We start from the raw sequence: 17,834 nt of genomic DNA on the forward strand, positions 1-17,834 counted from the left end.
GCTCAAAAAATACTACGCTCAGACATCCTCGGGATCGTCGACGTAAACGAGCCCCGCTTTCGCCAAGGCCTCACGCATGCTGTACATGTCGAGGCCCAGCTCGCCCGAAGCCAGCCGCTTGCGCTTGCCGCCTTCGTCGGCGTTGCGCTTCTTCGCCTTCTCGGCGACCTCGGCGGCGTAGCGCTTCGGCACGACCACGACGCCGTCGTCATCGGCCACGACGATGTCGCCGGGATCGACGTTGACGCCGGCGCAGACCACGGGGACATTGACCGAGCCAAGCGTGGCCTTCACGGTGCCCTTGGCCGAAACCGCGCGCGACCACACCGGAAACTTCATCTCGTGCAGCGCTTTGACGTCGCGGCAGCCGGCATCGATAATCAGCCCGTGCACGCCGCGCGCCTGCAGCGAGGTTGCGAGCAGCTCGCCGAACATGCCGTCGGTGTTGTCGGTGGTGCAGCCGACGACGAGAATGTCGCCCTTCCTGCACTGCTCGACCGCGACATGAATCATCCAGTTGTCGCCGGGTTGCGCCAGCACAGTGACGGCGGGACCGGCGATCGCCGCGCCCGGCCAGACTGGCCGCAGATACGGCTTCATCAGGCCGAGCCGGCCATAGGCCTCGTGCACGGTCGAGACGCCGTACTCCGCCACGGCGGCGGGATCGGCGCGCTTGATGTTACGAACGACGACTGGCTTCATGCCAGCTCCTCCGCTACCGTCGGGAACAGCCGCTGATAGGCCTCGCCATAGGTCATCGGCACGCCGGTGTTACGGCTGCCCTGGATGCCACGATTGAGCGCGACGCGCTCGTAATAGCCCCAGAGATGCTTCTGCGCAGCGAGGATCTGGAACGCCTCGTACTTCTCCTTCCAGACCTCGTCGATCTTGAGAAGCAGGTCCGGCTTGTAATTGCATTGCTCCGGCTGGTGCGGCTCGAACAGGAACACCGGCGGCGCCGAATATTTGTACTGCGCTCCGGGCTTGTGACCCATGGCCTGCGCGACCACGCGGGTTTCCTGCGCGAAATGCGCCGCGTTCGGATGGTCGAAATTATAGGGGTCCTCCAGCGCATGCGTCAGCACGAAGCTCGGATTGAGCTCGCGGTAGATGTCGACCATGCGGTCGAAATGCGCCTCGGTCAGCTTCAGCGGATAGTCGCCGCAGTCGAAGAACTCGATCTCGGCGCCGAGCAGTTTTGCAGCACGCTCCGCCTCGTCCTTGCGGCCGGCCTTGACCGATTCCAGCGTCGCGCCCTTCTCCTTCCAGGCGAACTGGCTCTCGCCGCGCTCGCCGAAGGACAAGCAGACGATCTTCATGCGATAGCCCTTCTTCGCATGCAGCGCGACGGCACCTCCAGCGCGCCAGACGAAATCGCCCGGATGGGCCGTGATCACGAGACCTGTTTTCATGGGACAAACTCCCCTCTTTTGTTCGTCAACGTCATAAGTTCATCAAGCCGCGACAGCGGGTTCCTCGCCGTCGAGCACGCGTCTGAGGCGGTCGCCATCGAGCGCGCCTTCCCATTTGGCAATCGCGATCGTCGCAACCGCGTTCCCGATCAGATTGGTCGGCGTCAACCCCTGCGACATTAAGCGATGGATGCCGAGCACCAGCGCCACGCTCGTCACCGGAATGCTGCCGGTGGCGGACAGCGTTGCCGCCAGCACGACAAAGGCGGCGCCCGCGATTCCCGCCGCGCCCTTGGAGGTCACGAGCAGGATCAAAAGCAACTCGATCTGCTCGGCGAGCCCGAGCGGCGTGTTGGTCGCCTGCGCCAGGAAAACCGAGGCGGCGGCCAGGTACAGGCAGGTGCCGTCGAGATTGAAGGAATAGCCGGTCGGGATCACCAGGCCAACGACGCTCTTCTCGCAGCCGGCCTTCTCCAGCTTGGTCAGCATGCGTGGCAGCACCGTCTCAGACGATGTCGTGGCAATGCAGATCAAGAGCTCTTCCCAGACGTAGCGGATCAGCTTGAGCAGCGAGAAGCCGCACAGCCGCGCGACTGGACCGAGCGCCACGACGATGAAGATCACGCAGGTGAGATAAAAGCCGCCGAGGAGTTTGCCGAGGGAGGCCAGCGATCCGACGCCGAACTTGCCGACCGTGAAGGCGATGGCGCCAAAGGCGCCGATCGGCGCCGCCCACATCACGAAGCCGACGACGGTGAATACCATTTTGGCGGCGATGTCGATGAGATAGACCAGCGGCGCGGCGCGCTCGCCGAGCTGCACCAGCGCAAATCCGCACAGTACGGCGATGAAGAGCACCTGGAGGATGTTGCCCTCAGCAAAGGCGCCAATGAACGTCGCGGGCACGATGTTCATCAGGAACGGCACGAAGCCGATCACGCCGGTCTGCTTGACATAGGGTTCGATCGCGCTGGCATTGATGGTGGCTGGATCGATGTTCATGCCGACGCCGGGCTTGAGCAAGTTCACCGCAACAAGGCCAATGATCAGCGCAATCGTGGTCATGATCTCGAAATAGACGATCGCCTTGACCGCGACGCGGCCCACCCGCGCCATGTCGGCCATATGGGCAATGCCATGGACGACCGTGCAGAAGATGATCGGTGCGATCAGCATCCGGATCGCCTTGATGAAGGCGTCGCCCAAAGGCTGCATCCTGGCGCCCGCCTCGGGATTGACGATCCCAAGCGCGACGCCGGCGGCCATGGCGATGAGCACCTGGATCCAGAGCTCCTTCCACCAGGCGCGGCCGCGCGGCTTGTCGATCGCCAGCGCCGTCATTGGTCGAACTCGAACAGGCGCGCTGGATTATCGACGAGGATCTTCTGCTGATACTCCGGCTCCAGCGCGAACAGCGGGATCAGGTCGACGAGGTCGCCGTCGTTCGGCATCGCCTTGACGTTGGGATGTGGCCAATCGGTGCCCCAGATGACGCGGTCGGGCGCGGTCTCGACGATCTTTCGCGCGAATGGCACGGCGTCGGTGAACGGCGGACCGGCCGATGACACCCGCTCCGATCCGCAGATCTTGACCCAACACTTCTCGTCGCGCTGCATCAGCTCGATCAGGATCTTGAACGGAAGCTGATCGAGCCCTTCGGACGCCTTCACCCGTCCCATATGGTCGATCGTGTAGCTCAGCGGCAGCCTTGTCAGCATGTCCGCATATTCAGGCAGATCGATCGCGTCGAAATGCAGGTCGATGTGCCAGCCGAGCGGCGCGACCATCGCGACGATGCGGTCGAACACACGCTTGTCGGGAACGCCGCCGAGATGGCGGACGAAATTGAAGCGGCAGCCGCGGAAGCCGCCCTCGTGCAGCACGCGGAGCCCGCGCTCCGTGATGGTGTCATCGATATTGGCAACCGCGCGATAGGCGCCGTTGCTCTGCGCGATGGCGTCGAGCGCCACCGTGTTGTCGGTGCCGTGCACACTGGCATTGACGATGACGGCACGTCCGACGCCAAGCTTGGCATGTAGCGCGCGGAAATCGGCGAGCGGCGCATCGGGCGGCGTGTAGGAACGGTCCGGCGCGTAAGGGTATGTCGCGCCGGGCCCGAAGATGTGGCAATGCGCATCGCAAGCCAGCTTCGGCAGCTTGAACTTCGGCGTGCGCGTGTTCGGATCGGGCGGCGGGATGGTCGGTGTGTACATCATTGCCATCGGATAAACCGCCGAACGAGACCGAGTGTTCAAGTCTTGCTGCTGACGACCGGTCGTCGCCGTGCCGGTGCAGCCTGATCGAGCGCCGGCGCCTGGAACGCGGCCACGGTGGCTTGCACCAATTGCTCGATGGCGCTTGCGGCATCGCTGCCGTCGGCCTCGCCGCGCGACAGGCGCGAGACGCGATCCGGCGTCACCAGCGAATAATAGAGCGCGCCGAGCAGGAAGTGGCTGCGCCAGACGATGTCGGTGCGCGGAACGTGCGGCAGGCTTTCGTGGATCGCGTCGATGAAGGCGTGGCTGGTGTCGTCAAAAGTCTGCGCGATGATTTTCCGCGCGACCTCATTGCCCTCCGCAGACATCACCGCGCGCAGCCGCGTGAACCGCGCTCCGCCCCCGGCAAGATCGCTGCCCGAGGTGAAGGCCGGCACGACATAGGCCCGCACCACCGCTTCGAGCCGGTCCTGGAGATCGCGCACGCGTTTGGCGGCCGCGAGCAGCTCGGAACGGCGCAAATTCATTGGCCCGCAATGGCGCCGATAGATCTCCAGCAGCAGGCCGTCCTTGGTCTTGAAATGATAGGTGACGCTGCCGGGATTGGCGCCGGCGGCCTGTGCGATATCGCGGACCGACACGGCGTTGAAGCCGTTGGTGGCGAACAGCTCCTCGGCCGCGGCGAGGATAGCCTCGCGCATGTTCGGCTTGCGGGCCGTTTCCCTGCTGGTGGGGTTGCGTATCATGTGATTTGTACTATCGTACAAAAGATCAGGTCTCGTCAACAAAAACCGTGGGCAGCGTCCGGACGGCTCGAAAGACCGACGGTCCGCGCGCAGACGCCCGCAAGGAGTGCTGGAAATGCTGGGTTTGAACAAGAAGATCGGCAGCTTGATGCTGGGTGCCGGTCTGCTGCTGGGAGGCGGCGGCGCCGAGGCCGCCGACAACTATCCGAGCAAGCCGGTTCACATCCTTGTCCCTTATGCCGCCGGTGGCGCGGTCGACGTGCTCGCGCGCACGCTCGCACAGGCATTGGCGAAAACCTGGGGCCAGCAGCCGGTGATCGACAACCGTCCCGGCGCCGGCGGCATCGTCGCCTCGCAGGCCCTGACGCAAGCCGCCCCCGACGGATACACGCTGATCCTGGTCGCGAGCGGTCATCCCCTCAATCAGTTCATCTATCCGAGCGTGCCCTACGACACGTTTAGGGATTTTACCGCGATCGCCGAGGTCGCCTCCTCACCGCTCGCGATCGTTGTCGCCAAGGACAGCCCCTACAAGACGCTCGGCGATCTCCTCGCTGCGGCGAAGAAGGACCCTGACAAGCTCTCCTACGGCATGTCGGGCAACGGCACCTCGGCGCATCTCGCCGGTGAGCTATTGAAATACATGTCCGGCACCAAGATCGTTGCGATCCCCTACAAGGGCGGCGCCCCCGCGCTGACCGCCGTAATCGCCGGTGACATCCCGCTCAGCATCAATCCACTTGCGGAGGCCATCAGCCAGATCGAAGGCGGCCCGGTGCGCGCGCTCGCGGTGACTTCGGCCGAACGCTCGAAGGCGCTGCCCAATGTTCCGACTGTCGCCGAGTCGGGCGTGCCGGGTTACGACGTCTCCGTCTGGTGGGGCGTTCTTGGCCCCGCGAAAATGCCGCCGGAGATCGTGGCGAAGCTCGAAACCGATCTGAAGGCGGCGTTGCAGGACTCGAACGTACTGTCGACGCTCGGCAAGATCGGCGCGGCCCCGGTCGGCTCTTCCTCCAAGGATTTCGACGCCTACATGCATGCCGAGGCGACCAAATGGGAGCCGGTGCTGAAGGCCGCCGACATCCGCGCGCAATGAGGTGCTTCGCATGAGGACCGACGCGCTCGACACGATCCAGCAGCGAGCGGGCTTGCGCGGCGCGACGAAGGCGGCGCGCGAGTAGGTCAATTGCGTGCGCTCGCCCGCCTCTTCTCCGGCGGCGCGGGACGCCGCACGAAATCGGCGTCATCGTCGCCTCGCCCCGACGGGATCAGGATCGCGCGCTCGCGCGGCAGCGCTTCCGGCATCTCGTCGCGGATGAAGGCGATGAGCTTCTCCCTCATCTCGCAGCGCAAATCCCAGGACTGCGGCGCGTTCCTGGCGCTGACGAGGGCGCGAAGTTCGATGGTGCGAGAATCCGCGTCGATCACCTGGAGATTGACCACCTCGCCGTCCCAGAGCTTGGACTCCTTCACTGCTTCTTCCAGCCAGCGCCGGATCCGCGGAACGTCCGCGCGGTAGTCGACGTGGAGCGCGATCACGCCGATCAGGGACGCGGTGTCGCGGGTCCAGTTCTGGAATGGTTTTTCGATGAAATAGGACAGCGGCACCACCATGCGGCGCCAGTCCCACAGACGGATCACGACATAGGTCGAGGCGATGTCCTCGACCCAGCCCCACTCGTTCTCGATGATCACGGCATCCTCGATGCGGATCGGCTGTGTGATCGCGATCTGCATGCCCGCGATCAGATTGCTCAGCAGCGGCCGGGCGGCAAGACCGACGATGATACCGGCCGCTCCGGCGGAGGCGAACAGGCTGACGCCGTATTGCCTGACCGAGTCGAATGTCATCAGCGCCGTCGAGACCGTGATGATGACGATGATGATATCGGTGACGCGCTTGAAGACGCGGACCTGGGTGACGTGCTTGCGCGCGACGAAATTCTCGGTGACGTCGCGAAAGTTCAGGAGATACCGTGCCGCGCTCATATCCACGATCCGGATCGAGATCCAGCCGATCAGCGCGATGAAAGCAACGACGAACAGGCGCGTCAGCGGCGTGCGGAAGGCGTCGTCCAGCGGCGCGAGCGGCAGCACCAACGCCACGGCGGCAAGACAGACGGCCAGCTGAGCAGGGCCCGCCGTGCGCTCGATGAACACGGTCACGAGCGGGAGACGGGTTCCGAACGCGCGGTTGAACAGCCAAACCGCGAGACGGTAGATCGACAGGGCCATCAGGATCGCGCCAACGACCAGACACAGGCCGATGAACCACGACGGTATCCACCCGAACATCCTGTCGATGTCGGCCAAAAGGGTCTGCCGATTCATTAAAGTCCCCGCATTTGCATTCGCGCTTGCCGTTCAACGCGTCGCAGCGTGGTTCGCTCCCCCGCTCTGTGCAACGCAGCATCCCTCTGGTGCAATCATCGCCGAACTGCGCTATTTGTGGTCAATCATGACTCGACGGACCGGCAGCGCCGATCTTCCCCTTCACACAGGCCGGGTTCCACCCTGGCTGGCCACCCGCATGTCTTCGCTCGGCGCGATCGTCACCCAGGCGATCGTGCATCACTACGGACGAGATGCATTCCTTCAGCGGCTCTCGCACCCGTTCTGGTTCCAGTCGTTCGGCGCCGTAATGGGAATGGACTGGCACTCCTCCGGCATCACGACGTCGGTGATTGGCGCGCTGAAGCGGGGTTTGGGCCCGCTGCAGGATGAGCTCGGAATCTACGTCTGCGGCGGGCGCGGCCAGCACTCGCGCAAGACCCCGGACGAACTGATGCAGCTCGGCGACCGCGTCGGCTTCGACGGCGCAATGCTCACGCGTGCGAGTCGCCTCGTTGCGAAGGTTGACAGCGCCGCGGTCCAGGACGGCTTTGACCTCTACCTGCACGGATTCTTCGTCACCGCCGACGCCAAATGGACCGTGGTGCAGCAGGGCATGAACGGCGACAAGCGGCAGGCCCGCCGCTATCATTGGCATTCCGAGGCACTGAAGAGTTTTGTCGACTCACCGCACAGCGCGATCGACGGGCCGCTGCAAGGCGAGATCGTCAACCTCACCGACCATCGCGCTGATATCTCGCGCTCCGCGCAGCTCGAACTGTTGAGTGATCTCGGCCCCGATCGCATTCTTTCCGAATTCGAGCGGCTCAGCGGGACTGCGCCAGAGCCCGCGCAGGCGATGCTGCCGCACCTGATCATGCCCGCGCATCACGACGTCCGGCCAAAAGATGTGTTCGCGCGCCGCCTGCACGGCACACTCGCGGCCGCGGCCGAGCGCGGCCCGGTCGACTTTCCGGAGCTGCTGCTGACGCCCGGCGTTGGCGCGCGCACGGTGCGTTCGCTGGCGATGGTCGCCGAAGTCGTGCACGGCGCGCCCTACCGCTTCAACGATCCCGCCCGCTTCTCGCTTGCCCACGGCGGCAAGGACCGGCATCCCTACCCTGTTCCAATCAAGGTCTATGACGAAACCATTCGCGTGCTGAAGGGAGCGATTCAGAACGCAAAGCTCGGGCGCGAGGAAGAGATGCAGGCGATCAAGCGCCTCGACGACCAGGCGCGGCGGCTGGAGCGCACCGCGCACGGGCCATCCGTCGATACGTTCATCGCCGGAGAGCGTGCCGCCTCGCCCGATCTCGACGGCCGCTCCGTGTTCGGCTGGGAGCGCGATCTCGGGCCGGCAAAAAAGCGGACCGGCTGAAAACCGGTCCGCGAGTTCAGCGGAAAGCAGCGCCGCTCTCAGGTCTCGTCGCTGCCCGGCTCCTCATCGAGTCGGTTGGCCGAGTGATCCTGATATTGATCCGTCTGGATCGACTTGCCGTCCATGCCGCGAATGTCCGAATGCTGCTTCTTGTCGCGGTTCGAAAGGACCATGTTGTCGCCGATCTTGTCCTTGGACACGTCCGTCATGGCGCCGGTGCCGTCGCCCTTGCCGTGCATGCCCGATCTGAAATGCGTCTTGCTGCCATGACCACCTGGCATCTTTTTCTCCTCTTGCTTTGATCGCCCGTGAGGCTCAGTGCTTCTGCTGGGCCGGCGTCGGTTTCGGGGGCTTGTGGCCGCTCTGGCCGGTGTCGTTGTGCTTGTTGTGGTCGCTCTCCTGGTTGAGGCCGCCCCGGCTCACCGGAAATTCACTCTGCCGCGCCTCGGGTCGCGCGCGATGGACGGCCGTGTCCTCCGGATTGTGGCCGATGGCTTGGTCAAGCTCTCGCGCGTCTGGAACATCCGGCTTGCGCTCGAGGATGCGAACCTGTTGCTCGTGGGTCTTCTTGCCTTGCATGCTCGTCCTCCGGAGCTATCGGTCTCGTCGGTGCGTGCCACTGCGCGCGACGTCCTTGTCGATGCCGCCAGTGGCGTTCACGTCGTTCTCGACGTCGCCTTCGATCGTGTTCTCGCCCAGGGCGTCCTCGAGGTCCTCAGGCGAGATACCGGCCATCGTTGCGCCCTTCGATCCGCCGATCAGGGGATTTTCGTGCAGATCCTTTTCGGTCGGTGCGTAGAGTTTGGGTTGCTTATTGGTCATGCCTCACCTGCCTCCGCCCTTTCCGGCCTCGTCATGCCTGTGGTGTGAATCGTGCTCGCCACCTCCGCCGGAGACGCGGCTGTGGTTGCGCTGCGGGTCGTCCGCCGGTGGCTTCTTCACTTCGAGCGGTGCCTTCGCATTCTCATGCGAAGCGCCAGGTCCGCCCTGACGGATGCTGTTCGGTGTCTTGGTGGATGTCGACATGTCACCTCCTCAGCGATCCTGCTGATAGCCTTGGTTGGTGGTGTTCTGCTTGATGTTGCCCTGCTGCCCTTGCTGGTCTGGATTTTGCGCACGCTGCTGGCCGTGCGGGGCAGTCGAGGACACTTGCTTGCTGTCGCCGGTTCCCTTCGGGCTTTGGTTCTCGGCCGGAACAGGTGGCATCTTGCCGGTCATGATGCTGTCTCCTGTTGTTGACACGACATCGACCGGAGGAACTCATCCGGCTTTCGATGTCGCAAAAACAACTAGAGCAACGGCATGCCGTTCCTACCGACGAGTCCAGAGAAATTCCGCAAGCGTGTAAGTCTCAGCAGGCCGCTGGCTGGGAACGAACCATCATCGATCCAGCTGCTCCGTGGCCGTCGGGCACGACAGGGAGGTTCGCGATCGCGCGCATGCCCGGTCGCTTGCGCCAGTGGATCTGAGACACGTCCACAGCAAGGCCAAGTTTCGGCCATCGCACGAACAACGCCTCCAGGGCGGACGCCGCCTCGATCCGGGCAAGTTGATGACCGAGGCAGAAATGGATTCCCGTTCCGAAGGACATGTGACGGTTCGGCTTGCGCGCGAGATCGAGGCTGTCGGGACGATCATGCGCCGCCGGGTCCATGTTCGCCGCGGCGAGCATCACCATGACGCGATCGCCCTTCTTGAGACGCACGCCCGCGAGCTCGATATCCCGCCTCACATAGCGCGGCTTGGAGAACTGCACCGGCGACACGAAGCGCAGGAATTCCTCCACCGCAAGCCCGACGCGGCTCCAGTCCTGTGCCAGCCAGTCGCGGACGCCAGGATTTCTGAGGAGCTCGTAGACGGAACCGCTGATGAGATGCGTGGTGGTCTCGGAGCCCGCCGCGAGCAGCAGGAACACCATCGACACCATTTCGTCCGGCGTGATCTGGCCGCCCTCGCGCTCGACCTGGACCAGCTCCGAGATCAGGCCCTCGCCGCCCCGCGCGCGCGCAATCTGAAGCTGCCGTTCGAGGTAGGCTCGCATCTTGCGGAACGCGAACAGCAGCCGGAAGAAGCTGGCGACGTTCGTGAGCGAGGACATCGTATTGGCCCAGGCGATGAAGCGAGGGCGATCGGCCAACGGCAACCCAAGCAGCTCGGAGATCACCGCGAGCGGCAGGATGCGGGCATAGCGCTGGACGAGATCGGCCGGGCTTCCTGCCAGGAACAGCTCGTCGGCGAGACCGTCCGCGATGGCGCGGATCCGCGGCTCCATCGCGACGATCGCGCGGCGGCGGAACGCCTCGTCCACGATGCTGCGCAGCCTTGTGTGGTCAGGCTCGTCCATCGTCAGCATGTTGTTGGCGATGGTTCTAACGTAGTTCGGCATCCACCAGCGCAAACCTGCGACGTCGCCATCCTCCTTGCGCAGCGTGAAATTGCTGCCCTCCTTCAGGACTTGCGCCGCGGCCTCATAGGTCGTGGTGATCCAGACATCGCCGACGAGAGGAAATCGCACCGCGACAACAGCACCGGACATGCGCAACGTCGCGATCGCCCTGGGTGGATCGCGAAAGAAGGCCTCGCTAGTGAAATCGAGGCGTGGTGCCATGTGATCACCGAGTGGCTGGTGCCACCTCAACCAGATGGTGCGCACAGGGCGGCCCGCAAGGGCCGGAAGCGGCGCGATGAGCTGGGTGCCTACCCCCGCCCCGGCGAACGCGGGCTGATCTTGCGCTGCTGCTGGTTGGTGTAGGCGTCCCAATTGCTCCAGCTGCCCTTGCTGAGGCTTTGCAGGTCGGTGGTGAGCGGACGGCGCGTGCGCTTGTCGTGATCGGCGATGGCGCGCTCGGATTGCGCGATCTTGCGCCTGAGTTCCCCGACCGCCTTCTGGGTTTGGCCGTTCCGTTTCGAAGACGCGATCTCGCCCATTGTGAAGCGCGCGGTCTCGAGCGCCTTCAGCTCGGCGCGGTTCTTCTTCAACTGAACCCGGTGCCAGGCGATGTTGCTGTCGCTGTCCGCAACCATGTGGGAACTCCGCTGATTCGTTCCCACAGTGTATCGCGCGCCGAATCGGCGCCGCAACGGGCGTCCGGCGGCGAAAATACGGTCTTATTGCGCGAAAATTCCGGGCCTAGCGTTCGGCGAAGGCCTTTTCGACCACGAATTGGGCCGGGTCGCCGTGATTGCCCTCGACAAGACCCCGCTCGCCGAGGAGTACGCGGGTATCCGCCACCAGCGCCGGGCTGCCGCAGATCATGACGCGATCGTGGGCGGCTTCCAAGGCCGGCAGGCCGATATCGGAAAACAGCTTGCCCGAGGTGATGAGGTCGGTGATGCGGCCGCGATTGCGGAAGGGATCGCGCGTCACGGTCGGATAGTAGATCAACTGGTTGCGGATGTACTCGCCGATCAGCTCGTCCTTGGGCAGCGTCTCGGTGATCATCTCGCCATAGGCGAGCTCCTTCACGTGCCGGCAACCGTGCAGCAGCACGACCTTCTCGAACCGCTCGTAGGTCTCGGGGTCCTTGATCACGCTCAGGAACGGCGCAAGGCCCGTACCGGTACCGATGAGGTAGAGGTTGCGGCCGTCCTCCAGATTGTCGATCACCAGCGTGCCGGTGGCCTTGCGGCTGACGATGATCTCGTCGCCTTCCTTCAGATGCTGGAGCCGTGAGGTGAGCGGGCCGTCCGGCACCTTGATCGAGAAGAACTCCAGCGTGTCCTCGTAATTGGCGCTGGCGACGCTATAGGCCCGCAGCAGCGGCTTCTCGCCGACCTTGAGCCCGATCATGGTGAATTCGCCGTTGCGGAAGCGGAAGGTCGGGCTGCGGGTGGTCTTGAAGGAGAACAGCGTGTCGGTCCAGTGGTGGACGCTCAAAACGGCTTCCTGATTGAAATTGCTCATCTCACCCTTCCGTGGCGCGTCGTGGCGGTTTTCAAGGCGGCAGCTATGCGTCGTTTGTACACGATCATTTGTATACTAATGAATAATCCGGCTTGATCCCGGGGTCAAGGCTGCCCAAGATCGGAAGCGTTGCAGTTAAGGATAAGGACCCATTCCATGGCGCATGACGCACCCCAGGCCCCCGGACCCTCGAAGCTCGTGATCCGCAATATCGGCCTGATCCTGTCCGGCGCGCTGGAAAAGCCGATCCTGGACGGCGACACCATCGTCGCCGAGAACGGCAAGATCACCGCGATCGGCCGCTTCAAGGACCTCAACACCGAAGGCGCGACCACCATCGTCGAGGCCAACGGCACCACGGTGGCGCCCGGCCTGATCGACAGCCATGTCCACCCAGTTGCGGGCGACTGGACGCCGCGCCAGAACCAGATCGGCTGGATCGACAGCAATTTGCATGGCGGCGTCACCACGATGATTTCCGCCGGCGAGGTGCACATGCCCGGCCGCCCGCGCGACGTCGTCGGGTTGAAGGCGATGGCAATCTTCGCCCAGCGCGCATTCTGGAATCTGCGGCCTGGCGGCGTGAAGGTTCACGCCGGCGCGCCTGTGATCGAGTGCGAGATGGTGGAGGAGGACTTCAAGGAGTTGGCCGCAGCCGGCGTCAAGCTGCTCGGCGAAGTGGGCCTGGGCGGCGTCAAGGACGGCCCCACAGCGCGAAAAATGGTCGGCTGGGCCCGCAAATACGGCATCCAGAGCACGATCCACACCGGCGGTCCCTCGATCCCCGGCTCCGGATTGATCGACAAGGACGTGGTGCTGGAGGCCGACACGGACGTGGTTGGCCACATCAATGGCGGCCACACCGCGCTTCCCGACGACCAGATCCGCTGCATTTGCGAGGGCTGCAAGCGCGGCCTCGAGTTGGTGCACAATGGCAATGAGCGCTCGGCGCTGTTCACGTTGCGCATCGCGCGCGAGATGGGCGATCTGCACCGCGTCATCCTCGGCACCGACGCGCCGGCCGGCTCCGGCGTGCAGCCGCTCGGCATTCTCCGCATGGTGTCGATGCTGTCCTCGCTTGGCGACCTGCCGGCAGAGGTCGCGTTTTGCCTGGCCACCGGCAACACGGCGCGGATGCGCGAATTGGATTGCGGCCTGATCGAAGTCGGCCGTTCCGCCGACTTCGTCATTATGGACAAGGCGCAGCATTCGGCCGGCAAGAACATTTTGGACAGCGTCCAGCTCGGCGACCTCCCCGGCATCGGCATGACCATCATCGACGGTATCGTGCGCACCCAGCGCAGCCGCAACACCCCGCCGGCCGGCAGGGTCCCGGAGGTGGTGGCGAAGTGACGCAGCCGGAGCGGCTCGCCGCTCCGCATAACTCCTCGGGAAAAAGCTGATCACGCGATCAGCGCTGTTTTGGGATTTCGCAACGAACGTAGAATTGCCGCTTGGCCTGCCCGACCGGACCGTTCTCGATCATCAGCCGCCCATCCGCCGCGACTGAAATTTTGGGACTGGAGCGATATTTCTCGCCCTCGCCTTCGCAGGCGAGCTTCATTTTCCAGCTGAGCTTCCCGTCAGCGGTGATCTCGCTGGCGCGGCACCTGGTCTCGTACCAATAGAGACGGTTGCCGCCCTCGATGCTCATCCGGTTGGCGCTGTCCTGGTCGCGGCAATCCTTTTTGGTTGACGCCCAGAACCCCTCATAGGCTTGCGCCGCAAGGGCGTGAGCACACTGGCCTGCCAGCACCGCACTCATACTCAGAACCATCGCAAAGCGGGTCGCCGCTCTCATACCGAAAAACCTCGACAAGACCTTCATCGAGGTTAGTCGCGCCTCACCGCAGCTTGTTCAACAGCGCCATCAGCATCTCGCGCTCCTTTGCCTCGAGCGGCGCCAGCGTCTCCCGGGTGATCGCGAGCGCATTCGGCGCGACCTTTTCCGCCAGCTGCTGGCCCGCGCGCGTCAGGCTGACCAGAAGCCGTCGCCCGTCCTCGGGATCCTGGCTGGTCTCGGTGAGGCCGCGCGCCGTCAAGCGATCGATCACGCCCTTGATGGTCGCCACATCCATCGCCGTCAGGCGTCCAAGCTGGTTCTGCGAGCATGGCCCGGCCTCGGCGAGCTTCGATAGCGCCGCCCATTGCGTCGGCGTGATATTGGTGCCGATCTCGCGAGAGAAGATCGCGCTGTGGCGCTGCCAGACCTGGCGGAGGATGAAGCCAATCTGCTCGTCGAGCACGTAAGCCGGCTTTGCCGGTTTGACGCTTTTCTTCGCCGCGACGCTTCTCGCCATCCGCTCCCCGCCCCCTACAACGACAAATGTGCGTCGCGGATATCCGGACGCGCATCGAGCTCGGCCATGGTGCCGCCGAAACAGATGCGGCCGCGCTCGATGATATAGGCGCGATCGGAGATCAGCCGCGCAAAGTGCAGATTCTGCTCGGAGACGACGATGCTGACGCCCTCCTTCTTCATGGTCAGGATGGCCTCAACCATCTGCTCCACGATCTTCGGCGACAGGCCTTCCGAGGGCTCGTCGAGCAGCACCAGCGACGGATTGCCCATCAGCGTGCGTGCGATGGTGAGCATTTGCTGCTCGCCGCCGCTCATGCGGCCACCCGGGCGATTTTTCATCTCGCCGAGGTTGGGGAACAGCGAAAACAGCTTGTCGCGGGTCCAGTGCGGCGCGTTCGGGCGCTTCGGCTGGCGGCCGACTTCCAGATTCTCTTCCACCGTCAGATCGGTGAAGATACGCCGCTCCTCCGGCACGTAACCAAGCCCATCGCGCACGATCTCATGCGTTGGACGCGCCGAGACATCCTTGCCTTCGAACATGATCCGTCCTGAGCGCTGCGCGACGAGCCCGACGATCGAGCGGAACGTCGTCGACTTGCCGGCGCCATTGCGGCCGAGCAATGCCACGACTTCCCCCTCGCCGACCTCGAAGCCGATGTCGAACAGGATATGGGCCGGGCCATAATGACTATTGAGGTCTTGCACCGTGAGCTTCATGCCGATGCTCCCTCGCGATGCCCGGCATCGTAAAGCAGGCCTTCGCCAAGGTAGACCGCCTGCACCTGCGGATTGCCGCGGACCTCGGCCGGCGAGCCCTCGGCGATCAGCGTGCCGCGGTTGAGCACGATGATGCGATCGGCGTGCTCGAACACCACGTCCATGTCGTGCTCGGTGAAGAGAACGCCGATCGATTTTTCCCGGGCGATCTGCGCGGTCAGCCGCATCAAATCGACGCGCTCGCGCGGCGCCATGCCGGCGGTCGGCTCGTCCATCAGCAGCAGCTTTGGCTGGTTGGCGAGCGCGACGGCAAGCTCGAGCCGCTTGAGATCGCCATAGGCAAGCTCGCCGCAAGGGCGATCCGCATAGCCGCCCATGCCGACCAGCTCGAGCAGTCGCCCGGCCTCGCCACAGTCGAAGTTCGGCGCCGAGCCCCAGAGATTGAACAGCTGCTTGCCATGCGAGATCAGCGCGACCTGCACATTCTCGCGCACCGTCATGGTCGCGAAGGTCGCGGTGATCTGGAAGGTGCGGCCCACGCCCATCCGCCAGATCTCGCGCGGCTTCCTGCCGGTTGTGTCCTCGCCGAGCAGGCGGACGTGGCCGGTGTCAGGCTTGTTCTGTCCGTTGAGCATATCGAAACAAGTGCTCTTGCCCGCGCCGTTCGGTCCGATCAGCGCCAGGATCTCGCCTGATCGCAGCGAGAACGAGACGCCGCGCACGGCGTGCACGCCACCATAGGATTTGGTCAGTCCTTCGACCGCGAGAAGTGGTGGGGCGACGCTCATTCGGCGGACTCGATCGGCTTGGCAAGCAAGGGCGACCCGGGAGGCGATGTCTTCCTGCGGCGCTGCGCCAGCATCTCCAGCATGCCGACGATGCCCTTGGGGAAGACGACGACGATCAGAACGATGAAACCGCCGAGCACGAGTTTTGACAGATCGGTCTGGCTGACCAGCCAGATGTTCAAGGCCTTGTAGACGATGGCGCCGATCACCGCGCCCGACACCGTCTCGACGCCGCCGAGCAGCACCATGACGAGCGCATCGACCGACAGCGAGATGCCGAGATTGTCCGGGAAGACGCTGCCCTTGAGGTAGGCGAACAGCGCGCCGCCGATGCCCGCGGTCGTGCCCGCGATCACGAAGGCGGTCCACTGGATCCGCTTGGCGTTGATGCCGACCGCTTCGCTGCGCAGCAGCGAGTCGCGCGTCGCCCTCAGCGCATAGCCGAATGGCGAGAACACCATGGCCCGCAGCGCGATCGTCACGAGCGCGGCAACGCCGAGCGACAGCCAATAGAAATGCGATGGGCTCGCCGCCCAACTCGAGGGCCAGACGCCCAGGATGCCGTTGTCACCACCGGTGACACTCACCCACTGGAACGCGATCGACCAGACGATCTGCGCGAACGCGAGCGTCAGCATCGCAAAATAGACGCCGGAGAGCTGTACCGCGAAGAAGCCGAACACGGCAGCGCCCATGCAGCCGAGCAGCGGCCCGAGCAACAGGCAGACGATCATCGGCAGCCCCGCCATCTTGGCGAGGAAAGCGACGCCGTAAGCGCCGAGGCCGAAATAGGCGGCGTGGCCAAAGGACGCGAGCCCGCCGACCGACATCAGGAAGTGCAGGCTGACGGCGAAGATCACGGAGATCGCGATCTCCGAGCCGACGGTCAGTGCATAGTTGCCGGCGAACAGCGGCAGCGTCGCTGCGATGACGAGCGCTGCAAGCGCAGCCAGCCGCTCATTCGACGTCAGCGGCCGCCAGGGATTGACGGTGAGACCCGGCGTCTTGCGCGCGGGGGCCTCTGGTTTGCCGAACAGGCCCCAGGGCCGCACGATCAGCACCGCCGCCATCACCAGGAACACCAGGATGATGGAGATTTTGGGAAAGATCAGGATGCCGAAGGCGTTGAGCTCGGAGACCAGCACCGCCGCGACGAAAGCACCGATGATGCTGCCGAGGCCTCCGATCACCACGACAACGAAGACCTCGACGATGATGCGCAAATCCATCGCATGATGCACGGCATCGCGTGGGATCTGGAGCGCACCGCCGAGAGCGGCGAGGAAAACGCCGACCGCAAACACGCTCGTGAACAGCCATTTCTGATTGACGCCGAGCGCTGCGACCATGTCGCGGTCCTGCGTCGCTGCGCGCACCAGCACGCCCCAGCGCGTGCGCTGGAACAGGAGCCAGAGGATGCCGAGCACGACCGGACTGAGCACGATCAGGAACAAATCATAGCTCGGGATGTTCTGGCCGAAGAAGTCGATCGCCCCCTTGAAGCCGGGTGCACGGCGCCCGACGAGATCGTCTGGGCCCCAGATCAGGACGACGAGGTCCTCGACCATCAAGGTCAGGCCGAAGGTCGCGAGCAGCTGGAACAGCTCGGGCGCGTGATAGATGCGCCGGAGCAGCACCATCTCGACAATGACACCGATCACTGCCACGGCAAGCGCTGCGATGACGATCCCGCCCCAGAAGCCGAACGTCCCCGATAGGCGCTCGGTGAGCGTGAAGGCGATATAGGCGCCGATCATGTAGAAGGCGCCGTGCGCGAAATTCACGATCCGCGTCACGCCAAAGATGATCGACAGGCCCGACGCCACCAGGAACAGCGACGCTGCGCTGGCGAGACCGGTCAGAAACTGTACGACATAAAAGGCCATCGGCGGTCCGGGTTAGTGTTGCATCACCTCTCCCCGCTTGCGGGGAGAGAGAGCTTCGTAGGGTGGGTTAGCGCAGCGTAACCCACCTCTTCTGGTTCTGCGGGTACAGACCGTGGTGGGTTACGCCTCCGGCTAACCCACCCTACGGCAGCGG

The 17,834-nt window shown here is 64.2% G+C and carries 22 protein-coding genes; 3 read left to right on the forward strand and 19 right to left on the reverse strand.

Going from position 1 to position 17,834, the window contains the following annotated elements; genetic code table 11:
• Positions 1-18: 18 nt before the first annotated feature.
• Genes ABIB90_RS17150 through ABIB90_RS17170 form a run of 5 tightly spaced genes read right to left on the reverse strand, consistent with a single transcriptional unit; the run spans position 19 to position 4,374 of the window.
• Entirely contained in the window at positions 19-702 is a 684-nt protein-coding gene (locus tag ABIB90_RS17150) for a 4-carboxy-4-hydroxy-2-oxoadipate aldolase/oxaloacetate decarboxylase (RefSeq protein ID WP_354161285.1), read from the reverse strand.
• Complete coding sequence (locus ABIB90_RS17155; protein WP_354161282.1) at positions 699-1,412, reverse strand: PIG-L deacetylase family protein; 714 nt, start codon at positions 1,410-1,412, stop codon at positions 699-701. Before ABIB90_RS17155 ends, ABIB90_RS17150 begins: the two co-directional genes overlap by 4 nt.
• A gap of 42 nt (positions 1,413-1,454) precedes the next feature.
• Positions 1,455-2,753 carry a C4-dicarboxylate transporter DctA gene (gene dctA, locus ABIB90_RS17160; RefSeq protein WP_354161279.1) on the reverse strand — a complete coding sequence of 433 codons (1,299 nt, stop codon included), beginning with the start codon at positions 2,751-2,753 and terminating at the stop codon, positions 1,455-1,457.
• A complete protein-coding gene (locus ABIB90_RS17165) occupies positions 2,750-3,634 on the reverse strand; it encodes an amidohydrolase family protein (protein WP_354161276.1) in 885 nt (294 codons plus the stop codon). The genes dctA and ABIB90_RS17165 overlap by 4 nt, the downstream gene beginning before the upstream one ends.
• 29 nt (positions 3,635-3,663) lie before the next feature.
• Entirely contained in the window at positions 3,664-4,374 is a 711-nt protein-coding gene (locus tag ABIB90_RS17170; protein WP_354161273.1) for a TetR/AcrR family transcriptional regulator, read from the reverse strand.
• Between the two features lie 115 nt (positions 4,375-4,489).
• On the opposite strand from ABIB90_RS17170, the gene ABIB90_RS17175 reads away from it, so the two are divergent.
• Positions 4,490-5,470 carry a tripartite tricarboxylate transporter substrate binding protein gene (locus tag ABIB90_RS17175; RefSeq protein ID WP_354161270.1) on the forward strand — a complete coding sequence of 327 codons (981 nt, stop codon included), beginning with the start codon at positions 4,490-4,492 and terminating at the stop codon, positions 5,468-5,470.
• A gap of 86 nt (positions 5,471-5,556) precedes the next feature.
• Here ABIB90_RS17175 and ABIB90_RS17180 read toward each other — a convergent pair whose 3' ends face one another.
• Positions 5,557-6,705, reverse strand: coding sequence for a mechanosensitive ion channel family protein (locus tag ABIB90_RS17180; protein WP_354161267.1), 1,149 nt, complete (start codon positions 6,703-6,705; stop codon positions 5,557-5,559).
• Between the two features lie 127 nt (positions 6,706-6,832).
• Here ABIB90_RS17180 and ABIB90_RS17185 point away from each other — a divergent pair, with 127 nt between their 5' ends.
• Positions 6,833-8,083 (forward strand): DUF763 domain-containing protein, encoded by a 1,251-nt coding sequence (locus ABIB90_RS17185; RefSeq protein ID WP_354161264.1) that lies wholly within the window; start codon positions 6,833-6,835, stop codon positions 8,081-8,083.
• 38 nt (positions 8,084-8,121) lie between these two features.
• On the opposite strand, the gene ABIB90_RS17190 is transcribed toward ABIB90_RS17185, so the two are convergent.
• The 8 genes from ABIB90_RS17190 to ABIB90_RS17225 form a co-directional block, all read right to left on the reverse strand.
• Positions 8,122-8,364, reverse strand: a complete 243-nt coding sequence (locus ABIB90_RS17190) for a hypothetical protein (protein ID WP_007592431.1) — start codon at positions 8,362-8,364, stop codon at positions 8,122-8,124.
• Positions 8,365-8,398: 34 nt separating this feature from the next.
• Positions 8,399-8,662: a hypothetical protein gene (locus ABIB90_RS17195; protein ID WP_035992883.1), complete on the reverse strand. Its 264-nt coding sequence runs from the start codon at positions 8,660-8,662 to the stop codon at positions 8,399-8,401.
• A 15-nt stretch (positions 8,663-8,677) separates the two neighbouring features.
• Positions 8,678-8,905, reverse strand: a complete 228-nt coding sequence (locus tag ABIB90_RS17200; RefSeq protein ID WP_219682579.1) for a hypothetical protein — start codon at positions 8,903-8,905, stop codon at positions 8,678-8,680.
• Positions 8,906-8,908: 3 nt separating this feature from the next.
• Positions 8,909-9,109: a hypothetical protein gene (locus tag ABIB90_RS17205; RefSeq protein ID WP_007592432.1), complete on the reverse strand. Its 201-nt coding sequence runs from the start codon at positions 9,107-9,109 to the stop codon at positions 8,909-8,911.
• Positions 9,110-9,118: 9 nt separating this feature from the next.
• The gene (locus ABIB90_RS17210; RefSeq protein WP_007592434.1) at positions 9,119-9,301 is read right to left on the reverse strand and encodes a hypothetical protein; all 183 of its coding nucleotides are present in this window, start codon (positions 9,299-9,301) and stop codon (positions 9,119-9,121) included.
• A 133-nt stretch (positions 9,302-9,434) separates the two neighbouring features.
• On the reverse strand, positions 9,435-10,691 hold the full coding sequence (locus ABIB90_RS17215) for a cytochrome P450 family protein (RefSeq protein WP_354161258.1): 1,257 nt from the start codon (positions 10,689-10,691) through the stop codon (positions 9,435-9,437).
• Between the two features lie 89 nt (positions 10,692-10,780).
• A complete protein-coding gene (locus ABIB90_RS17220) occupies positions 10,781-11,107 on the reverse strand; it encodes a hypothetical protein (RefSeq protein WP_007592438.1) in 327 nt (108 codons plus the stop codon).
• Positions 11,108-11,213: 106 nt separating this feature from the next.
• Positions 11,214-11,987 (reverse strand): ferredoxin--NADP reductase, encoded by a 774-nt coding sequence (locus tag ABIB90_RS17225; protein ID WP_354161255.1) that lies wholly within the window; start codon positions 11,985-11,987, stop codon positions 11,214-11,216.
• Between the two features lie 156 nt (positions 11,988-12,143).
• Here ABIB90_RS17225 and ABIB90_RS17230 point away from each other — a divergent pair, with 156 nt between their 5' ends.
• Positions 12,144-13,340, forward strand: coding sequence for an amidohydrolase family protein (locus ABIB90_RS17230; protein ID WP_354161253.1), 1,197 nt, complete (start codon positions 12,144-12,146; stop codon positions 13,338-13,340).
• A gap of 58 nt (positions 13,341-13,398) precedes the next feature.
• On the opposite strand, the gene ABIB90_RS17235 is transcribed toward ABIB90_RS17230, so the two are convergent.
• The 5 genes from ABIB90_RS17235 to ABIB90_RS17255 are packed head-to-tail and all read right to left on the reverse strand — an operon-like array spanning position 13,399 to position 17,680.
• Positions 13,399-13,788: a hypothetical protein gene (locus ABIB90_RS17235; RefSeq protein ID WP_354161250.1), complete on the reverse strand. Its 390-nt coding sequence runs from the start codon at positions 13,786-13,788 to the stop codon at positions 13,399-13,401.
• Between the two features lie 43 nt (positions 13,789-13,831).
• Positions 13,832-14,287, reverse strand: coding sequence for a MarR family winged helix-turn-helix transcriptional regulator (locus ABIB90_RS17240; protein ID WP_354161247.1), 456 nt, complete (start codon positions 14,285-14,287; stop codon positions 13,832-13,834).
• A 14-nt stretch (positions 14,288-14,301) separates the two neighbouring features.
• Positions 14,302-15,006, reverse strand: a complete 705-nt coding sequence (locus ABIB90_RS17245; RefSeq protein ID WP_007592446.1) for an ABC transporter ATP-binding protein — start codon at positions 15,004-15,006, stop codon at positions 14,302-14,304.
• Positions 15,003-15,794, reverse strand: a complete 792-nt coding sequence (locus ABIB90_RS17250; RefSeq protein WP_354161244.1) for an ABC transporter ATP-binding protein — start codon at positions 15,792-15,794, stop codon at positions 15,003-15,005. The genes ABIB90_RS17245 and ABIB90_RS17250 overlap by 4 nt, the downstream gene beginning before the upstream one ends.
• Entirely contained in the window at positions 15,791-17,680 is a 1,890-nt protein-coding gene (locus ABIB90_RS17255; RefSeq protein ID WP_354161241.1) for an ABC transporter permease, read from the reverse strand. The genes ABIB90_RS17250 and ABIB90_RS17255 overlap by 4 nt, the downstream gene beginning before the upstream one ends.
• Positions 17,681-17,834 lie beyond the last annotated feature (154 nt).

Source organism: Bradyrhizobium sp. JR4.1 (genome assembly GCF_040548605.1).
GTDB lineage: Bacteria > Pseudomonadota > Alphaproteobacteria > Rhizobiales > Xanthobacteraceae > Bradyrhizobium > Bradyrhizobium canariense.

Coding starts and splice junctions, on each gene's coding strand:
- ABIB90_RS17150 (WP_354161285.1), bottom strand. CDS start 702: ATGAAGCCAGTCGTCGTTCGTAACATCAAGCGCGCCGATCCCGCCGCC.
- ABIB90_RS17155 (WP_354161282.1), bottom strand. CDS start 1,412: ATGAAAACAGGTCTCGTGATCACGGCCCATCCGGGCGATTTCGTCTGG.
- dctA (WP_354161279.1), bottom strand. CDS start 2,753: ATGACGGCGCTGGCGATCGACAAGCCGCGCGGCCGCGCCTGGTGGAAG.
- ABIB90_RS17165 (WP_354161276.1), bottom strand. CDS start 3,634: ATGGCAATGATGTACACACCGACCATCCCGCCGCCCGATCCGAACACG.
- ABIB90_RS17170 (WP_354161273.1), bottom strand. CDS start 4,374: ATGATACGCAACCCCACCAGCAGGGAAACGGCCCGCAAGCCGAACATG.
- ABIB90_RS17175 (WP_354161270.1), top strand. CDS start 4,490: ATGCTGGGTTTGAACAAGAAGATCGGCAGCTTGATGCTGGGTGCCGGT.
- ABIB90_RS17180 (WP_354161267.1), bottom strand. CDS start 6,705: ATGAATCGGCAGACCCTTTTGGCCGACATCGACAGGATGTTCGGGTGG.
- ABIB90_RS17185 (WP_354161264.1), top strand. CDS start 6,833: ATGACTCGACGGACCGGCAGCGCCGATCTTCCCCTTCACACAGGCCGG.
- ABIB90_RS17190 (WP_007592431.1), bottom strand. CDS start 8,364: ATGCCAGGTGGTCATGGCAGCAAGACGCATTTCAGATCGGGCATGCAC.
- ABIB90_RS17195 (WP_035992883.1), bottom strand. CDS start 8,662: ATGCAAGGCAAGAAGACCCACGAGCAACAGGTTCGCATCCTCGAGCGC.
- ABIB90_RS17200 (WP_219682579.1), bottom strand. CDS start 8,905: ATGACCAATAAGCAACCCAAACTCTACGCACCGACCGAAAAGGATCTG.
- ABIB90_RS17205 (WP_007592432.1), bottom strand. CDS start 9,109: ATGTCGACATCCACCAAGACACCGAACAGCATCCGTCAGGGCGGACCT.
- ABIB90_RS17210 (WP_007592434.1), bottom strand. CDS start 9,301: ATGACCGGCAAGATGCCACCTGTTCCGGCCGAGAACCAAAGCCCGAAG.
- ABIB90_RS17215 (WP_354161258.1), bottom strand. CDS start 10,691: ATGGCACCACGCCTCGATTTCACTAGCGAGGCCTTCTTTCGCGATCCA.
- ABIB90_RS17220 (WP_007592438.1), bottom strand. CDS start 11,107: ATGGTTGCGGACAGCGACAGCAACATCGCCTGGCACCGGGTTCAGTTG.
- ABIB90_RS17225 (WP_354161255.1), bottom strand. CDS start 11,987: ATGAGCAATTTCAATCAGGAAGCCGTTTTGAGCGTCCACCACTGGACC.
- ABIB90_RS17230 (WP_354161253.1), top strand. CDS start 12,144: ATGGCGCATGACGCACCCCAGGCCCCCGGACCCTCGAAGCTCGTGATC.
- ABIB90_RS17235 (WP_354161250.1), bottom strand. CDS start 13,788: ATGAGAGCGGCGACCCGCTTTGCGATGGTTCTGAGTATGAGTGCGGTG.
- ABIB90_RS17240 (WP_354161247.1), bottom strand. CDS start 14,287: ATGGCGAGAAGCGTCGCGGCGAAGAAAAGCGTCAAACCGGCAAAGCCG.
- ABIB90_RS17245 (WP_007592446.1), bottom strand. CDS start 15,006: ATGAAGCTCACGGTGCAAGACCTCAATAGTCATTATGGCCCGGCCCAT.
- ABIB90_RS17250 (WP_354161244.1), bottom strand. CDS start 15,794: ATGAGCGTCGCCCCACCACTTCTCGCGGTCGAAGGACTGACCAAATCC.
- ABIB90_RS17255 (WP_354161241.1), bottom strand. CDS start 17,680: ATGGCCTTTTATGTCGTACAGTTTCTGACCGGTCTCGCCAGCGCAGCG.